The sequence below is a fragment of the Streptosporangium sp. H16 genome, assembly GCF_051918855.1.
Classification (GTDB): domain Bacteria; phylum Actinomycetota; class Actinomycetes; order Streptosporangiales; family Streptosporangiaceae; genus Streptosporangium.
This window is the reverse complement of sequence record NZ_JBPXMD010000046.1, coordinates 1-14,625: the sequence shown is the minus strand read 5'-3', so window position 1 is coordinate 14,625 and position 14,625 is coordinate 1. Positions and strand designations below refer to the sequence as shown.

Genomic DNA, 14,625 nt, shown 5'->3' with positions numbered 1-14,625 from the left:
AACCGGCCCCGACGCTTACGCCTATGAGTCGACGCTGGCCTGGGAGATCGAGCGGGTCGCCCGCGACAGCGACCACCCCGATCGGCCGCTCGATGAGCGCGAGGCCGTCCTGGCTGGGCGGCTGCTGGCCGCCGAGGGCAACTACACCAGCCCGCAGCGCCTGGCCGAGCGGCTGTTGCGGCCCGGCGGCGGGCTCGCGGTCCTGCTGGATGACGACCTGCAGCAGGCGCGGCCGGGGGGATCGGCTGTGGGCGGCCGAGTATCTGACCGCCCGCTACAGCACCCCCGAACACCAACACGACAACCAGCACAGCAGCCGGCGCGACGACCACGACGACAGCCAGCTCGATGGGTTCGGTGGCGGGCTCGGCACGACCGAGCAGGTCCGCGCCTGGCAGCGGCACCTGCAGACCGCACCAGCTCATGCGCTGCTGGCCGCCGCGGCTGCCGACCCCGAGGCTGGGCCGGGCGTACGAATCGCCGCCCTCACCCTGGCCTCCCAGGTGCGGGCCGAGCTGGAGGCGCTGCTCGTCCGTCACGACCATGCCGAACTGGCACTGGTTACCGGGCTACGGGCCGATGGCATGGCCTGGGCTCAGATCGGCCGCGCCTTGGGCACCACTCGCCAGGGCGCCGCCCAGCGCGCTGACCGGCTCACCACCCGCGTCAATGGGGCGTTGACAGAACAGTGAATGGATGATCTTTCTGCTGTCCGTGCTTCACTCGATCAGATCGATCAGTGCTCACGCCGCCGGATATTGAACAAGCGCCGCCACCATGAGGAGCGCGAGCTCTCGGCCGTACGAGCCACTGCATAGTTGTCTCGTACTGTCCGGGTCCCCGGGTGGTCGGCGCCCAGCACCCGCTCGCAGTCGGCCAGCGTCGCCTCATGCACGGTGATCGCCTCCGCCACCCGACCCGCCGCCATATAAGCGTTGGCGAGGTTGTTGCGGCTGAGCAGGGTGTCGGGGTGGTCGGCGCCCAGCAGTCGCTCGTAGTCGGTGAGGGCGTGGGTGAGTACCTCGATGGCGCGGGGCAGGTCAGCCAGGCGGTACAGGTAGGTGCCGCACCGGGATCGCAACGTGAGCAGGGCAGGTTTGGCTGGCGTCCGGGGTTGGCCAGGGGCCATCGAAGGCCCTGGGCGGCCTGCGGCAGCTGCGGCGCGCACGTGGCGCTCGCCGACATCCGACGGCCCGGCCGCCGCGAACCGCGAGGCAAAGTGGTTGGCGTGCACGGCCGACTCCGAAAACAGGGCCCCGCCGAACATCCAGAGCAGGGCACAGCCGTCCGGATGTCCTATCCGTGCTCACCTCGCCGGGCGTCAAGGTGCAGACGATGCTGCTGCTGGCGCTTGTGCTGTTCGTACCGCTGCTGTCGCCAGCAAGGGCCAGGGCCTGCGCATCCTGCCCGACTTCCGCCGAGTCCTGCTCCACCCGCCACCTTGGTGTTGATGTGCTGGAACTGGGCGTCGCGGTCAGGGACTTGGCTGCCGGCACGCTTCTTGGCCATGCCCTGGAGACTGAATCCCATCGAGCGCAGCAGATCGCCTACCGCCGGGGCGCTGATCGGATGGCCCGCCTCGGTCAACTCTCCGGCCAGGTCCCGCAGTGAGGCAGTGGTCCAGCGCAGCGGAGAAACCGGCGCACCGCCCGCGAGCTCGAGACGTCCCCGCGTGATGGTCGACTCCGATACTTCTGCCAGCCTGGCCACCACCGCGATCCCGCCATGCCCGAGCGCATCCGCCTCAGCAGCCAGATACAAACGGCGCTGCCGCTCGTCCAGATGCGGAAGCACAGCCGCGAACTTCACATCTAGGACCGCCAAGCCCGTCTCCGACATCGCCATGGAAAGCCAGTTAGCACACCACTCAATGAAGTCGCACTGAAACCAGCAGTAATTGTCTTACGGGTCCTCACTAGTTCGTCTCGCCCGCGAAAAGCTTGGCCGCCTTGCGCAGGATGTCCCGCTCTTGCTCCAACTCCCGGATCCGCGCCTTGAGCTGCTTGTTTTCCTCTTCCAGCACGTCGTCCGAGGGTACGTGCCCGCCCGACGCGGTCTTACCCGCCGTGGCCGCGCCGGCTCCGCCTTCACCGCGGGCCTGCGCAGAACGCACCCAGACTCGCAACGTCTCGCGGCTGACCCCCAGATCCCGCGCTATCGACGTGATCGTCCGGTCCGGCCTCGATAACACCAACGCCACCGCGCCGGCCTTGAACTCGGGCGGGTAGTTCTTCATCACCATCAGTGATATCTCTTCCCCTGGACCTCAAGATCCAGTCTCCGAGGTGTCCTCGTTCATGGGGAAATGCCCCTCTGCCTGGGGACTTCCCGCGGCCTCGCAGACCAAAGACGTCCTATGGCACGCAGGCCCCGACGGGATCGTTCCGGACTGGGTTGTTCGTCTGGGGCCGCCGCCTCCCAGCGACGGCAGCCGGTAACCGGTCCAGGCCGTCTCCCGGCATATGGCCACACTCTGGACGCGGGGCATGGTGCTGGCAGGAACGAAAAGTCCCGCTAGCCCCGTTTTCCGCACGTGAGTGATCTTCAGCGGAGGTCTCGTGGATCGATATCGAGAGGATCCAGGAGATGGAGTTGGAGGTGGGTGGGTTGCGGGATGGCCGGAGGTGACTGGCCCGTGCCCGGGATCAGCCGGATGCCGGCCCGAGCTTGCCGGTGCAGACGGCGGGGCGGCCGGCGTACAAGCCGTTGACCTTGGTCGGTTGTCCATCAGGTGCGGGTCGGTGACGGCCAGTGGGCCTTTGAAAACCGGTGCCTGCGTCGGCGATCAGACAGGGGCCACTCGCCGGGCTCGGCCGATTACCGAGTCTGGCAGTGCACTGCCTGGTGGCCACCGCCGTCAATGCCGACGGCCGGCGCGAGATCCTCGGCCTGGACGTCACCTCGGCCGAGGACGGCGCCGGCTGGCTGGCTTTCGTGCGCGGCCTGTCCGGGGTGCAACTGGTCATCTGGTTTATGCACTTGCTCCCGGCGCCCTAGGCCAGGAGTTTGACCAAGGAGGAACTTCGATTGTCCGCGCTCCGTTACAGTCGTGCGCTTCGTGGCCGGCTCCTGCGACGCACTGCTGCACCCGGCCAGTACCAGGAATCCCGTCAGGATGATCGGCAGTGTTCGCCCTATAGGTCCTCACATTTGCGCATGTCTAGGATGCTTCGCGGTCTGCCGCGTGGACGATCTCGTAGGTGAGATAGGCGAGGCCGTCACCGACGGTCCGCGTGCCGAGCAGACGCAGGGGCGTGTGGTCACTGGTCTTGCCGAAGAGACGCTCACCGGTCCCGAGCACGACCGGGAAGACGATCAGCCGCAGCTCATCGGCCAGGTCGCTGTCGATCAGTGTGCGCGCGAGCCGGTAGCTGGCATAGACGAGGATCTCCCCGTCGAGCTCCTGCTTCAGCTTCGCGATCTCGGCCACCACGTCCCCCTTCAGTAGCGTCGCGTTACTCCAGCGTGGGTGTTCGAGGGTCGAGGACGCGACGTACTTGGGCATGCTGTTGAGCTTGTCCGCCCACTCGCCGCTTCGAGTCAGCCATCGCGCGGCGAACCACTCGTCGCTCCGTCGGCCCAGGAGCAGGGCCTCCGCGCCCAGAGCCTCGTCGGTCTCGAGCTTGGCCCACGCCTCGCGATCTTTGCCGCCGAATTGATTGAACCAGCCGCCCACCCTGGAGCCCTCCTGCCCGTCCGGGTCCTGGACGACTCCGTCGAGCGTGACGTTAGTGCTGATGACGATCTTTCCCATGGCGGTTCTCCTTCGTCGGACTAGCTAGGCGGCCGGGTTGGCGTCGTCGGAGTCGAGCCATGCCTCGAATGTCGGACCGGCGAGCATGGCGTGCGGTTGGGGCAGCAGGCTGCCGTCTTCCCAGATCTTGTCGTCGGGGTCGTTGGGATCGCTGACATCCTGGACCCGCAGGGGGAGGCCGCTGCGGGCCACGAACAGCATGGCCAGGTCGATCAGGTTCTCCTCCCGGGGACCTGCGATCTCGGGTAACGGTCGCTCGGAGCGTTTCGGTGATGCTGCCCATGCCGGGTCGGTGGCCAGGTCGACGAGCGCTCGGGCGACGGCGCGGGAGGCCACCGGCTGGATGCGCATCCTGCGCAGGTGGGCCACCTCGCCCTGGGTGCCCCAGTCGATGAGCTGGGGAACCATCTCATGGAACAGCGCTGCCCGCAGCACCCGCACGGGGATGGGCCCGGAGAGCACGGCCTTCTCGTGGGTGTGTTTCGCCGCGCCGTGCCCGGTGGTGAAGCGGTCGATGCCGAGGACGGATACCCCGACTATGCGGTGCACGCCCGCTTTCTGGCCGATCTCGTGCAGGTTGCGGGCCGAGGCGGTGAAGAATTCGGCGGCCGCTTCCGGCGTCGGCCGTTGATGTCCCCGGGCACTCCCGCTGGAGGCGTCGATGACGCACTCCACTCCGGCCAACGCCGTCGTCAACCCCTCGCCGGTCACCACATCCACCCCGGTGGACCGGACCATCGGCACGACGTTGTGGTCGCTCGCCTCGAGCAGTTCGACGACACGGCTTCCCACCCTTCCCGTGGCTCCCGTCACAGCGATCTTCATAGGTCTCCCTCCTGGCTCTCCGTTCGGTCCTGCATCTCCCAGGCGTGCTCGAGGACATGCCAGGTGATACGGCAGGGGGCGTTGCGTCTGGTCCAGGCCCCTGGGCGCCACGGGTGTGCCGTCCGGGGGAGCCCTCCCGCACCGGTCACCTGTGAGGATGAGCGGCAGCATGCCAGCGCGAGCCAACGCGGTCGTAGGCCCGCGCCCGACGCCCTCGACGACATCGAGGGCGAAGGACTGCTTCTGGGAGACATCGAGGCGAACGGCGATCCGAGACAACGGCATGCAGCGGTCAGTTCCTGACGACGACATCGACGTCGATGTTGCCGCGCACCGCATTCAGGGACGGGCAGACCTGATGTGCCTGGTCCACCAGTACCTGCGCCTCCTGTCGCGACAGGTGGGGCAGCGACACCTCGAGGCTGACCACGAGCTGAAAGGCGCCATCCTTCTTCCGGCCGAGGCCGACCTTCGCGCTCACGGCGGAATCGTCGACATCGGCCTTGGCCTGCTTGCCGACCAGGCGAAGCGCCGAATGGAAGCATGCGGCGTATCCGGCCGCGAACATTTGCTCGGGATTGGCGCCCTGGCCCATGCCGCCCAGTTCCTTGGGCACGGACAACCGTAGGTCGATCTTGCCGTCGGTCGTCCGGACGTGTCCGTCTCGGCCGTCGCCCGTCGCGAGCGCCTCGGCGGTGTACAGAACGTGCATGTCAACCTCCTTCCGCTTCTAGTCGTCGACTCTGCCCATGGTCAAGTTGACGGTGGTTCCGGTCATCCCGCTCGCTCTATCTGAAGCCAGGAAGACCGCCATGCTCGTCGTCTCCTCGAGCGTCATGAGGCGCTGAGGATGGGTCGTGCTCGCGAGCACCTCCTGCCACTGCTCCCACGTCACGCCCAGTTCGTGGGCGCGCTGGTGGAAGGCGTCCTTGATCAGGGGCGTCTCCGGTATGGCGTAAGGTCGCAGACCGACCACACGAATGCCGTGGGGTGCGAGTTCGGCGGACAGGTCCCGGGTGAGCGCCTCCTTGGCGGCCTGCGCCGGACCGTACCCTCCCACCAGAGGGAAGCCGACGCGGGAGTGGACAGCCGTGGCGGTCATGATCACTCCCGACCGGTTCACGATCATGTGCCGCGCGGCCAGGCGCGCGGTCAGAAAGTACGAGGTGAGCAGGGTGGCGACCGGCAGGGAGAACTGCCCAGCCGCCAAGTCGGTCAGCGGGACTCCCAGAATGGGCGCATTGTGCTCATCGCCGTAGGCGTACGGGGTGCCGACCGCGTTGAACGAGATGTCGACGTGGCCCGCGCTGGCGATCACCGACTGCAGATGCCTGTCCACGGCCTGCTCGTCGATGGCGTCCACTTCTGCTGCTTCCGCGGATCCGCCGGCGGAGACAATGTCTTTCGCCACCACCTCGACCGGAGCCAGGCGGCGCCCGGTGAGGAAGACGGCGGCCCCCTCGGAGGCGAAAGCGCGAGCGATGGCGCCGCCGATCCCGCCTCCGGCTCCGTAGATCACCGCAACCTTGTCCTTCAGGATCATCTGGGTTCCTTTCTGGGCCCGAGCTGTCGACCGTGTAGACGCCGCGATATCAAGAAAGGGGGCGCCGCCCCTTTCGCCCCTCGGCTGGCGTCTGTACAGGATGGAAAGGTCGCCGAGGCGCGGGAGAGTGGAGCCAGTGACAGCCGACCTGATCACCAGGGCTCGGGCCGGGGACGGCGAGGCGTTCCGGGAACTGACCGAGCCCTACCGCCATGAGCTGCAGGTGCACTGCTACCGGATGCTCGGGTCGTTCCAGGACGCCGAGGACGCCCTCCAGGATGCGCTGCTGGCCGCCTGGCAGGGCCTGCATGGGTTCGAGGGACGCGCTTCGATACGCACCTGGCTCTACCGGATCGCCACGAACCGGTGCCTCGATGCGCGCCGGTCGGCCGGCCGGCGCCCGGCCAAGGAGTGGGACATGCCCGAGGTCGACCCGCCCGCACCGACCCGGCCCGGCGAAGTCGTGTGGCTCGAGCCGTACCCCGAAGCCCTCCTGGAGGGTGTGCCGGGCCCGGAGGCTCGCTATGAACATGCCGAAGCCATCTCCCTGGCTTTCGTGACCGCACTGCAGGTCCTGCCGCCTCGCCAGCTCGCCGTCCTCGTCCTGCGTGACGTCATGGGCTTTCACGCGGCCGAGGTGGCTGAGATGCTCGACTCGAGCGTTGACTCGGTCAAGAGCGCTCTGAAACGGGCACGCGCTCGTCTCCAGCGCGGATGGCCTCAGGCCGCCGAACCGCCTCCCGCCTCCGGCTCACCCTCCGAGCAGGCGCTCGTGGCGAGCTTCGTCCGCGCCTACGAAGCCGGTGACGTCGACGCTTTGATCGCCATGTTCACCGACGACATCACCGTCTCCATGCCGCCGATTCCCCTCGAATACCAGGGCCGGGACGCCGCGGCGCGCCTGTTTGCCGGCATCTTCGGCTCCGGCAGGCGGGTCGACCTGGTGCCAACGCGAGCCAACGGCCAGCCGGCCTTCGGCGCCTATCTCCACGGCTCCACCGGCATCCGCCATGGAAGCGGTTTGTTCGTCCTCACCCTCGCCGGCGACCGGATCTGCGCCTTCACCCGCTTCGACAACGATGTGCTCCCGTCGTTCGGGTTGCCGCGATCACTTCCCGGCTAACCGTGTTTTCCGAACGTCGAGGTAACTGAAGATCGTTGGGTTTGCTGTTCTGATCGTTTGCGCGGTATGACCTGGCGGGTGAGACAGCGTGCGCAGTGGGGCCGGGCCAGTGTCGAGAAGATGCTCGGCGTTACCGGTGGTGGCCGGGTTCTGCTCGCGGCTTCGGATCCGGGAGTTGGTGGATGCGGCCTGCCCGGTGCGTGATGTGGCTGAGTTGACGCACGGGCAGGTGATCGAGGTGCTGGTGGCCAACCGGCTGACCTCGCCGGCTCCGTTGGTGCACGTGCGGGAGTGGGCGCACGCCTGGGCGGTGGGTGAGGCGTTCGGGGTGGAGCCTGGCCTGCTCAACGATGACCGGATCGGCCGCGCCTTGGACGCGATCGCCCCGCACCTGGATCACCTGGCCGGCTCGGTCGGGCTGGCCATGATCGAGGCGTTCGGCGTGGAGGTGACGCGCCTGCATTGGGACCTGACCTCGATCTCATTGCAGGGCGACTACAAGCAGGCTGAACCCGGCTTCGCCGCGCCGAAGTTCGGCCATCCCAAAGACCGCCGGCCGGATCTTAAGCAAATCCAGGCCGGGCTCGCCGTCAGCTCCGACGGGGCGATCCCGCTCTTCCACCGCTCCTATGACGGCGGGGCCGGCGAGGTCGGCCAGGTCATACCGGCGATGCAGGCGCTGCAACGGCTGGCCGCCCGCAACCGATGTTGATGATCGGTGATTCGAAGCTGATCTCGTATGCGAACCTGGCCGCGATGACCGCCGAGGGCGTGGCCTTTATCGCGTCGGCCTCCAAGATTTACGTGCCGGCCGAGGTGTTGGCCCGGCAGCGACTTGACCAGGCCCAGGCGGTGGACTACGTCGCCGCCCGCGACGCCGGCAAGGACGCCTGGCGGCGCGGCACCTGGCACGTGGCCGAGGACGGCATGACGCTGGCCGGGTCACGCAAGAAAGACCCCATCCTGGCGTTACCGAGCTGCGAGCTGAGGGCACGGCCTGGGCCCAGATCGGCCGAGCACTGGGCACCACCCGCCAAGGCGCCGCCCAACGCGCCGAACGACTCACCACCCGCGTCAACGGGGCATTGACACAACAGTGAACCGATGATCTTTCTGTCTGTCCGTGATTCACTTGGGCAGGTCGATCAGTGCTCACGTCGCCGGATGCCGTACAGTCCCGCTGGCGATGTCCCCGTCTTCCCGGTCGGCGGGTTCGGGAGTGGTCAGCTCAGCCTGAACGAGCTCGCACGTTTGTAGCAGCCGTAGTGGCCGAGATGTCCGTACCTGTCGATCCACCGCTTGCCGGCGCAGTCTCCTACGAGGTCTATGTCGGTGTGGAAGAACACGTCGCAGTGCGTGCCGTTGCCCAGCCTGGTGTTCACCGAGCTGACTCGGTCGCCCCAGCCCATGTGATCCAGCCTTTTGAACTCGTAGTCCGCCTTGCCGGACGTACTCCTGCTGCAGTCGCGGGGGACGGAGATGGTCACGGTGTCGCCGCGGGAGTTGTAGTTGATCCAGTCGTAGAGCACGGCCACGGCGTAGCCGGCCGCGTTGGCGACCCGGATCGCCCGCGACAGGCTGCTGTAGCAGCCCAGCCCTTTCCCGTGTCTGTCGGCCACGCAGTGGCTGGCCGACGCGGTGGCGGAGGGTATCGAAGCCGGCGTGGCCGCCAGCGCCGTGCCGGATGCGGGCATGATGCCGGCGCCCATGGCGAGCAGGCAGGTGAGTCGAACGGCGAGCTTCCTCATGCGGATCCCTTCGTGAAACGTCCGGCGCCATCTCTGTGGTGAAGGTGGTTTCATCGTTTCTCTGTTTCGGATACCGGGAGTTGTTCTTGTGGCGGGCTCCACGGTTTCGGATCGCTCACACCATCCACAAGGAGATCGTGTTGTCAGCCTGTTCGACGGGCTCTCCCGTACAGGCGTACACGCCGCCTGACAGGTGATCCGACGGCGAGCGGAACGCCCGGCCCGCGACCTCACATGGCTATTTTCAAGCTTGCAAGCTTTTGGACCGGCTCTCAGGTGAGCAAGTGGTCTGGGTCAGGCCGGGTGATCGGCTACCGGCAGGGCGCGGGCGATGGCCGCGCGCCACACCTGGCCTGGGGTACTCACCTGTGCGGCCAGCTCCTCATAGCCGGTCAGGTCCTCACGGGAGAGCACCACCGCCGGGTGCGCATCACGCCAGCGCCGCAATACCTCAATCGCGTCCTTGCTGGTGTTCCAGCACGCGGCATGCACCTGTGCCACCAGGTCCACCGGAAGCCGGGCGACGATCTTCTCTGGCCAGCCGCCGTCGCGCGATCCCGGCCATCGGCCAGCCCGCGGCGCCCCCAGCGGAGGTGATGGCCAGTCCACGTCCCAGCTGCGGAAGGTCATCTCCACCCGCACCGCGTGGGTGAGGAGCGCGTCGACGGTGTCGGCCAGCTCGCCCCGCTCGCGCATCTGGGCCACATCGGCCAGCACCTGGGCGGCGAGTGCGGCTCGCTCATCCGCGGCAGCGAGCGGGTCGATTCGACCCCGGGCCTTCACCGCGGCCGGGGACGCCTCCACCGGGCCGGTGGCCAGCCACCGCAGACGGGTCATGCGGATCTCCGGATCGGTGATCAGCAGCCCGTCCAGCGCGGCGCACCGTGCCTCGGTGAACTCGTGCGCCAGCCGGTCGAACGTCTCCCGCTGCGCCTCGGCGCGGGCGTGGGCGACCCGCTCGACCACAGTCCCCAGTCCCGGACGGATCACGCGTGCCGAGATCAGGTACTCGCACCCGAGCCGGAACAGCAGGGTCGGCGAGTCGTGTTCCATCGCCCTGGCGAGCAGGAACTCGTCTAGTTCCTTGAGCTCCAGCGTGGTCGGCAGCCGCCACCCCAGATATTTCGCCACCAGCCGCAAATGCTCGGTCCGCGTCTTCGCCCGCCGCCCGTACGAGCGCAGCCCGGCCGGGTCGACGCCGAACTGCTCGGCCAGCCTGGCTACCGCCACCGGCCCGGATGTCGAGAATCGCGACGCAGCTTCTACCACCTTCTGAGGAGACCGTCCGGCTCCAGGAAGAAGTGCATCGTGACTCTCACACCTCCCTCGCCCCACCAGGACGACCGGCTCACGGCCGCGCCGACGGGGCGAGCGTTCCCGGCCCGCGCCGCCGGCATCTCGTCGATCGCGGGCGTCGCGTTCTTGCTCTTGCTGGTCCTGCTCCACCTGATCCGGCCCGACGTCTCGACGAGTTGGCAGACCACGAGCGAATATGCGCTCGGCGAGTTCGGCTGGCTCATGGTGGTTGCGTTCCTGCTGTCCGCAGTCGGCTACGGAGCCCTGGCGATCGCGCTCCTCGTCCGGCACCAGCGGCTCCCTACCCGGATCGGTGCGGTCATCCTGGCGGTCGCGGCCGTCGGCACGGTCATCGGCGGCGTCTTTGTCACCGACCCCATCGACACTCCGCAGGATCAGCTGTCCGCCAGCGGCACTCTGCACGGGCTTGGCGCCGGACTCGCGCTCATGTTCCTTCCGATCGCGGTACTGCTGATCACCGCCGGGCTCACCCGCGACAGCGCATTCTCTACCGTCAAGCGCGGGCTGTGGTGGACCGCGGTGCTGCCGCCCGCGGCGCTGGTCATGTTCATGGTCGCCCAGACTGTCCTGCTCGGGGCCGACGGCCGCTTCGGCCCCGACGTCCCGATCGGATGGCCGGAGCGACTGCTCGTTCTCGCGTACGCGGCGTGGCAGATCATCGTGGCGCGGATCGTCTCGGGGGCTGAGCAGCAACCGAACGGCCAGTGACGTTAGCGAGCCGTCGGAGCTCGGGTTATCGTCACTGACCGTTCTGATGCGGGTGGTCGCTCGTCCTGTCCCTCGCCGGCGGCTAACCCCGCACGTGCAGACCGAAACCCTTGCGGCCCGGCACTTCCAGGCCCTCCTTCAACCGCAGTGACGGGATCTCGTAGTCACCGAAGTTCTGGCGCCGGAACGCGATCGGCTCGGTCGACTCCAGGGTGAGCAGGCGCTGCTCCCAGGCCTTGGCGACGTCCGGGTAGTCCTCGTCGGTCATCCGATCGGTGCCGTACAGCACGAACGGCGGCAGCACCTCCACGCCCGGGTAGTACAGGATCCCGTGGTGGATCGGGAACAGCAGGTCCTCGATCGGGCCGTTGATCCCGCGATCGGTGTAGTGGGACTCCGGGCCCCCGACGGTCACCGACAGGATCGCCCGCCGCCCCTGCAGCGTCCCCTCACCGAAACGCTCGCCGTACCGGGTCTCGTCGTGCACTCCGACGCCGTACGCGAAGTGGAAGGAGAACACCCGGTCCACCCAGCCTTTGAGGATCGCCGGCATCGTGTACCACCACATCGGGAACTGGAAGACCACCGTGTCGGCCCACAGGAGCTTCTCCTGCTCGGCCGCCACGTCGGGCGTGAGCGCGCCGGCGTCGTACGCCCCGGCCGAACTCGGTATCACCTGCAGCGGGCTCGTGGCGTGCTCGCCGAAGTCCGCCGCGTCCACCACGGCCTTCCAGTTCATCGCGTACAGGTCGCTCACCCGCACCTCGTGCCCGGCGGCTTCGAGAGTGGACACGGCGAGGTCCTTCAGAGAGCCGTTCAGCGAACGCGGCTCGGGGTGGGCGTAGACAATGAGCGTCTTCATGGCTGTTCCCTTCAAAGAGGTGTGTCGCCATAGATGCTCGGGCCGCCGAGGCCTCGTCATTCAGGGGCGCCTCTTCCATCGGACGGGACTTCCTGGTAACAGCAGGACCACCTTCACGTGCGTTACCGGAGCCATACTGGGGGGCATGGACGATCTCGCGGGCTTCCTGCGCACCCGGCGCTCCCGGGTCGACCCAGCGGCCGTCGGCATCCCCACCGACAGCCGCCGCCGCGTCGAAGGGCTGCGCCGCGAAGAGGTCGCGCACCTGTCCGGAGTCAGCGTCGACTACTACGTACGCCTGGAGCAGGGCCGCGCCACCCAGCCCTCCGAACAGGTCCTCGACGCGCTCGCCCGCGTCCTCGGCCTCGACGAGACCGAACGCGGGCACCTGTACCGGCTCGCCCGGCAGCGCCGCCGCCGCGCCAAGTCGCCCAGCGGGCGCCTGCGGCCGGAGCTGCTTCGCGTACTCGACCTGGTCACCGACGCGCCCGCCCTGATCATGGACCACCGGCTGGACGTGGCCGCCGGGAACCGCCTCGCCGGGCTCCTCTACGGTCGGGAGATGCCGGGCTTGAACACCGCCCGGCACATCTTCCTCGATGAGGACGAGCGCGGCCTGTATGCCGACTGGGAGAAATGCACCCTCGACGTGGTCGGGCACCTGCGCCTGGCGGCCGGGAAGTACCCCGACGACCCGGGCCTGGCCTCGCTTATCGGCGAGCTGGCGATGGGCAGCAAGCGCTTCCGCCGCCTCTGGGCCCGCGCGGACGTACGCGCCCGCACACATGGACGCAAGGCGTACCGGCACCCGCTGGTCGGACTGCTGGAACTGCACCAGGAGAACTTCGCGCTGCCGGATGAATCGGGCATGGAGCTGCTGGTGCTGTCCGCGGCACCCGGGAGCCCCACCGAGGACGGGCTGCGCCTGCTGGGCGCGCTCAGTGGTGATGGACATCCCACAGTGAAAGACCTGCCGGTAACGAAATAAGCCCGTTGCGGTCAGCAGCGGCGGTCGGCGGGTCGTCTTCGCGAGTGATGCGTTCGGCTGTGTCTGCGCCGAGGCGTAGTGGCCGAGGTCGGCTTGCTTCTTGGCCAGATCCGCGACCTCGAAACCGACTACGCCGAAGACGCCGCACAACGAATCGCCGCACAAAACAGCGTTCTCAACCGCAAGATCTGTGACCTCATCCAGACTAATCGGAGCTTGGAAGAACGACTTGCCACCTCCCGCTCGAACAACCGCTTCCTAGACAGGGACTGTCAATCAAACGGCTCTGTCTCTCTTTCGGTGGTGACGGAGCGTCAGCCTAAGAGAATGCGGTGGCGAAGCAGAGCGAAGCCGGCTCGGCCGTGCATCTGGCGCATGATGCGCTTGGTCTTGGTGTTCACGCCTTCGGTGCCGCCGTTGTGGTGGGGCAAGGTGACGGCCGCGCGGACGGCATCGCGGTCCTGGTCGAGGCCGCGGGTGAAGGCGTGCAGGTGGGGGAGGTCGGCGGCGCGGGCGGCGGTGATCCACGTGTCGAGACGGTCGGCGTTGCCCTCGTGCGGCCGGAGCAGGTCGGCGAAGGCGCGCACGAGCCCGGCCAGGTCGATCATCTCGGGGCAGGCGGCGGTGAGCTCGTCACGCAACCTCTGCTGCTTGGCGGTGAGGTTACCGGGCCGGGTGAGCAGGAGCCGGGCCAGGTGGCGCGGTGAGATGGGCGGGCGGTCGCCTTCGGCGCGGCCCTGGGTGATGTAGCGATACAGGAGGTTGAAGCTGCCCGGGTAGCCGAGGGTCTTGATTTCGTTGAACAGGTGCAGGACGGGGACGGCGGGGTCGTCGGCGCGGCGGCGCCGCAGGTGGTCACGGTAGGGGTCGACCAGGGTGGGCCGGTACTGCGGGGCGCGTCGCAGCCGTCCGGGTTCGGACACGCGTGCGTAGCGCTTGACGGTATTGAGCGACAGGTTCAAGCGGCGCGCGCACTCCAGCAGGCCGATGCCCTTGCCGAGCAGGTCGTGGACCTGGTGCCAGCGCTGCAGGGTGCTTTGTGCTCGGGGGCCGTCCTGTGGGGGCGGGCCGGCTTTGGCCCAGCAGGCGCTGTGCGCGGTGACCTCTTTCATGACGGCCTGGCCGAGGCCGTGCCACAGGTGCCACCGATCGCCGGCCTGGATCGCTTGCGGGAGGGCGCGGCGGATCGCCTCGGCGTAGGTGCCGGAGCCGTCTCGGCACACGACCTGCACTTGGGGATGGGTGCGCAGCCAGGCTTCGAGGGTGTCGGCGGTGCGGTCGGGCAAGACGTCGATGCGCTGGCGGGTCTCGGCGTTGATGAGCACGGTGGCGTAGCGGTGACGTCGGCGCAGGGCGAAGTCGTCCACCCCCAGGACGCGGGGCACCTGAAGCCGTGGCAGAGGCAGGCGGAGCAAGATGCGCAAGGCGGTATGCCGCGACACGTGCACGGCCAGGGCGGATAAGGTACGCGCGCCGGCACGTCCGGCCAACTCACGGACCACCGCGCCGATCTGGCCGACAAGGCGGGGAGTGCGCCGCTGGTAGCGTTTCAGCACGCCGGGCAACTGTTCGCGAAACGTCTGATGGCAGCCGCGCGTCGGGCATACCAGGCGGCGGATCCGCACCGCCACGAGCACGTGGCGTGCATCGACCGGGACATCGGCAACGCTCCGCTCGTGGTAGCCATGCACCCGGGCGGTCTCGGCTCCACAGCGCGGGCACGCGACTGATCGGTCCGGGGTCCGCGCCCGCACCCG

15 protein-coding genes and 3 pseudogenes are annotated in these 14,625 nt (G+C 68.2%); 7 read left to right on the top strand and 11 right to left on the bottom strand.

Features of this window, described 5'->3' with window-relative positions; all coding sequences use genetic code 11:
* Positions 1-92 precede the first annotated feature (92 nt).
* Positions 93-692 carry a hypothetical protein gene (locus ACTOQ2_RS39650; protein ID WP_440106502.1) on the top strand — a complete coding sequence of 200 codons (600 nt, stop codon included), beginning with the start codon at positions 93-95 and terminating at the stop codon, positions 690-692.
* Between the two features lie 44 nt (positions 693-736).
* On the opposite strand, the gene ACTOQ2_RS39645 is transcribed toward ACTOQ2_RS39650, so the two are convergent.
* From ACTOQ2_RS39645 to ACTOQ2_RS39635, 3 genes and pseudogenes are all read right to left on the bottom strand, one after another.
* Positions 737-1,081 (bottom strand): tetratricopeptide repeat protein, encoded by a 345-nt coding sequence (locus tag ACTOQ2_RS39645; RefSeq protein WP_440106500.1) that lies wholly within the window; start codon positions 1,079-1,081, stop codon positions 737-739.
* A 356-nt stretch (positions 1,082-1,437) separates the two neighbouring features.
* Positions 1,438-1,845 (bottom strand): annotated as a pseudogene (locus ACTOQ2_RS39640) (ISAzo13-like element transposase-related protein); the annotation flags it as partial.
* 68 nt (positions 1,846-1,913) lie between these two features.
* Positions 1,914-2,242 (bottom strand): annotated as a pseudogene (locus ACTOQ2_RS39635) (transposase); the annotation flags it as partial.
* 590 nt (positions 2,243-2,832) lie between these two features.
* On the opposite strand from ACTOQ2_RS39635, the pseudogene ACTOQ2_RS39630 reads away from it, so the two are divergent.
* A pseudogene (locus ACTOQ2_RS39630) lies at positions 2,833-2,964 on the top strand (transposase); the annotation flags it as partial.
* A gap of 196 nt (positions 2,965-3,160) precedes the next feature.
* Here the strand turns inward: ACTOQ2_RS39630 and ACTOQ2_RS39625 are convergent.
* From ACTOQ2_RS39625 to ACTOQ2_RS39610, 4 genes are all read right to left on the bottom strand, one after another.
* Positions 3,161-3,754 carry a dihydrofolate reductase family protein gene (locus ACTOQ2_RS39625; RefSeq protein ID WP_435290565.1) on the bottom strand — a complete coding sequence of 198 codons (594 nt, stop codon included), beginning with the start codon at positions 3,752-3,754 and terminating at the stop codon, positions 3,161-3,163.
* 24 nt (positions 3,755-3,778) lie between these two features.
* Complete coding sequence (locus ACTOQ2_RS39620) at positions 3,779-4,579, bottom strand: SDR family oxidoreductase (RefSeq protein ID WP_440106498.1); 801 nt, start codon at positions 4,577-4,579, stop codon at positions 3,779-3,781.
* A 292-nt stretch (positions 4,580-4,871) separates the two neighbouring features.
* Positions 4,872-5,291: an organic hydroperoxide resistance protein gene (locus ACTOQ2_RS39615; RefSeq protein WP_440106496.1), complete on the bottom strand. Its 420-nt coding sequence runs from the start codon at positions 5,289-5,291 to the stop codon at positions 4,872-4,874.
* An 18-nt stretch (positions 5,292-5,309) separates the two neighbouring features.
* Complete coding sequence (locus ACTOQ2_RS39610; RefSeq protein ID WP_435290568.1) at positions 5,310-6,122, bottom strand: SDR family NAD(P)-dependent oxidoreductase; 813 nt, start codon at positions 6,120-6,122, stop codon at positions 5,310-5,312.
* A 136-nt stretch (positions 6,123-6,258) separates the two neighbouring features.
* Here ACTOQ2_RS39610 and ACTOQ2_RS39605 point away from each other — a divergent pair, with 136 nt between their 5' ends.
* From ACTOQ2_RS39605 to ACTOQ2_RS39595, 3 genes are all read left to right on the top strand, one after another.
* A complete protein-coding gene (locus ACTOQ2_RS39605) occupies positions 6,259-7,245 on the top strand; it encodes a sigma-70 family RNA polymerase sigma factor (protein WP_440106494.1) in 987 nt (328 codons plus the stop codon).
* Between the two features lie 136 nt (positions 7,246-7,381).
* Complete coding sequence (locus tag ACTOQ2_RS39600; RefSeq protein ID WP_440106492.1) at positions 7,382-7,957, top strand: IS1634 family transposase; 576 nt, start codon at positions 7,382-7,384, stop codon at positions 7,955-7,957.
* Positions 7,951-8,334, top strand: coding sequence for a hypothetical protein (locus tag ACTOQ2_RS39595; RefSeq protein ID WP_440106490.1), 384 nt, complete (start codon positions 7,951-7,953; stop codon positions 8,332-8,334). The genes ACTOQ2_RS39600 and ACTOQ2_RS39595 overlap by 7 nt, the downstream gene beginning before the upstream one ends.
* A gap of 134 nt (positions 8,335-8,468) precedes the next feature.
* Here ACTOQ2_RS39595 and ACTOQ2_RS39590 read toward each other — a convergent pair whose 3' ends face one another.
* Together ACTOQ2_RS39590 and ACTOQ2_RS39585 are read right to left on the bottom strand one after the other, a co-directional pair.
* Positions 8,469-8,993 carry a hypothetical protein gene (locus tag ACTOQ2_RS39590; protein ID WP_440106489.1) on the bottom strand — a complete coding sequence of 175 codons (525 nt, stop codon included), beginning with the start codon at positions 8,991-8,993 and terminating at the stop codon, positions 8,469-8,471.
* Between the two features lie 294 nt (positions 8,994-9,287).
* A complete protein-coding gene (locus ACTOQ2_RS39585) occupies positions 9,288-10,223 on the bottom strand; it encodes a DUF4158 domain-containing protein (protein ID WP_440106487.1) in 936 nt (311 codons plus the stop codon).
* Positions 10,224-10,301: 78 nt separating this feature from the next.
* On the opposite strand from ACTOQ2_RS39585, the gene ACTOQ2_RS39580 reads away from it, so the two are divergent.
* Positions 10,302-11,018, top strand: a complete 717-nt coding sequence (locus tag ACTOQ2_RS39580) for a DUF998 domain-containing protein (RefSeq protein WP_440106485.1) — start codon at positions 10,302-10,304, stop codon at positions 11,016-11,018.
* Positions 11,019-11,100: 82 nt separating this feature from the next.
* On the opposite strand, the gene ACTOQ2_RS39575 is transcribed toward ACTOQ2_RS39580, so the two are convergent.
* A complete protein-coding gene (locus tag ACTOQ2_RS39575; RefSeq protein WP_435295370.1) occupies positions 11,101-11,880 on the bottom strand; it encodes an NAD(P)H-dependent oxidoreductase in 780 nt (259 codons plus the stop codon).
* A gap of 145 nt (positions 11,881-12,025) precedes the next feature.
* On the opposite strand from ACTOQ2_RS39575, the gene ACTOQ2_RS39570 reads away from it, so the two are divergent.
* A complete protein-coding gene (locus ACTOQ2_RS39570; RefSeq protein WP_440106483.1) occupies positions 12,026-12,868 on the top strand; it encodes a helix-turn-helix transcriptional regulator in 843 nt (280 codons plus the stop codon).
* Between the two features lie 314 nt (positions 12,869-13,182).
* On the opposite strand, the gene ACTOQ2_RS39565 is transcribed toward ACTOQ2_RS39570, so the two are convergent.
* A partial coding sequence (locus ACTOQ2_RS39565) for an ISL3 family transposase (RefSeq protein WP_440106481.1) occupies positions 13,183-14,625 on the bottom strand: 1,443 nt, incomplete at its 5' end.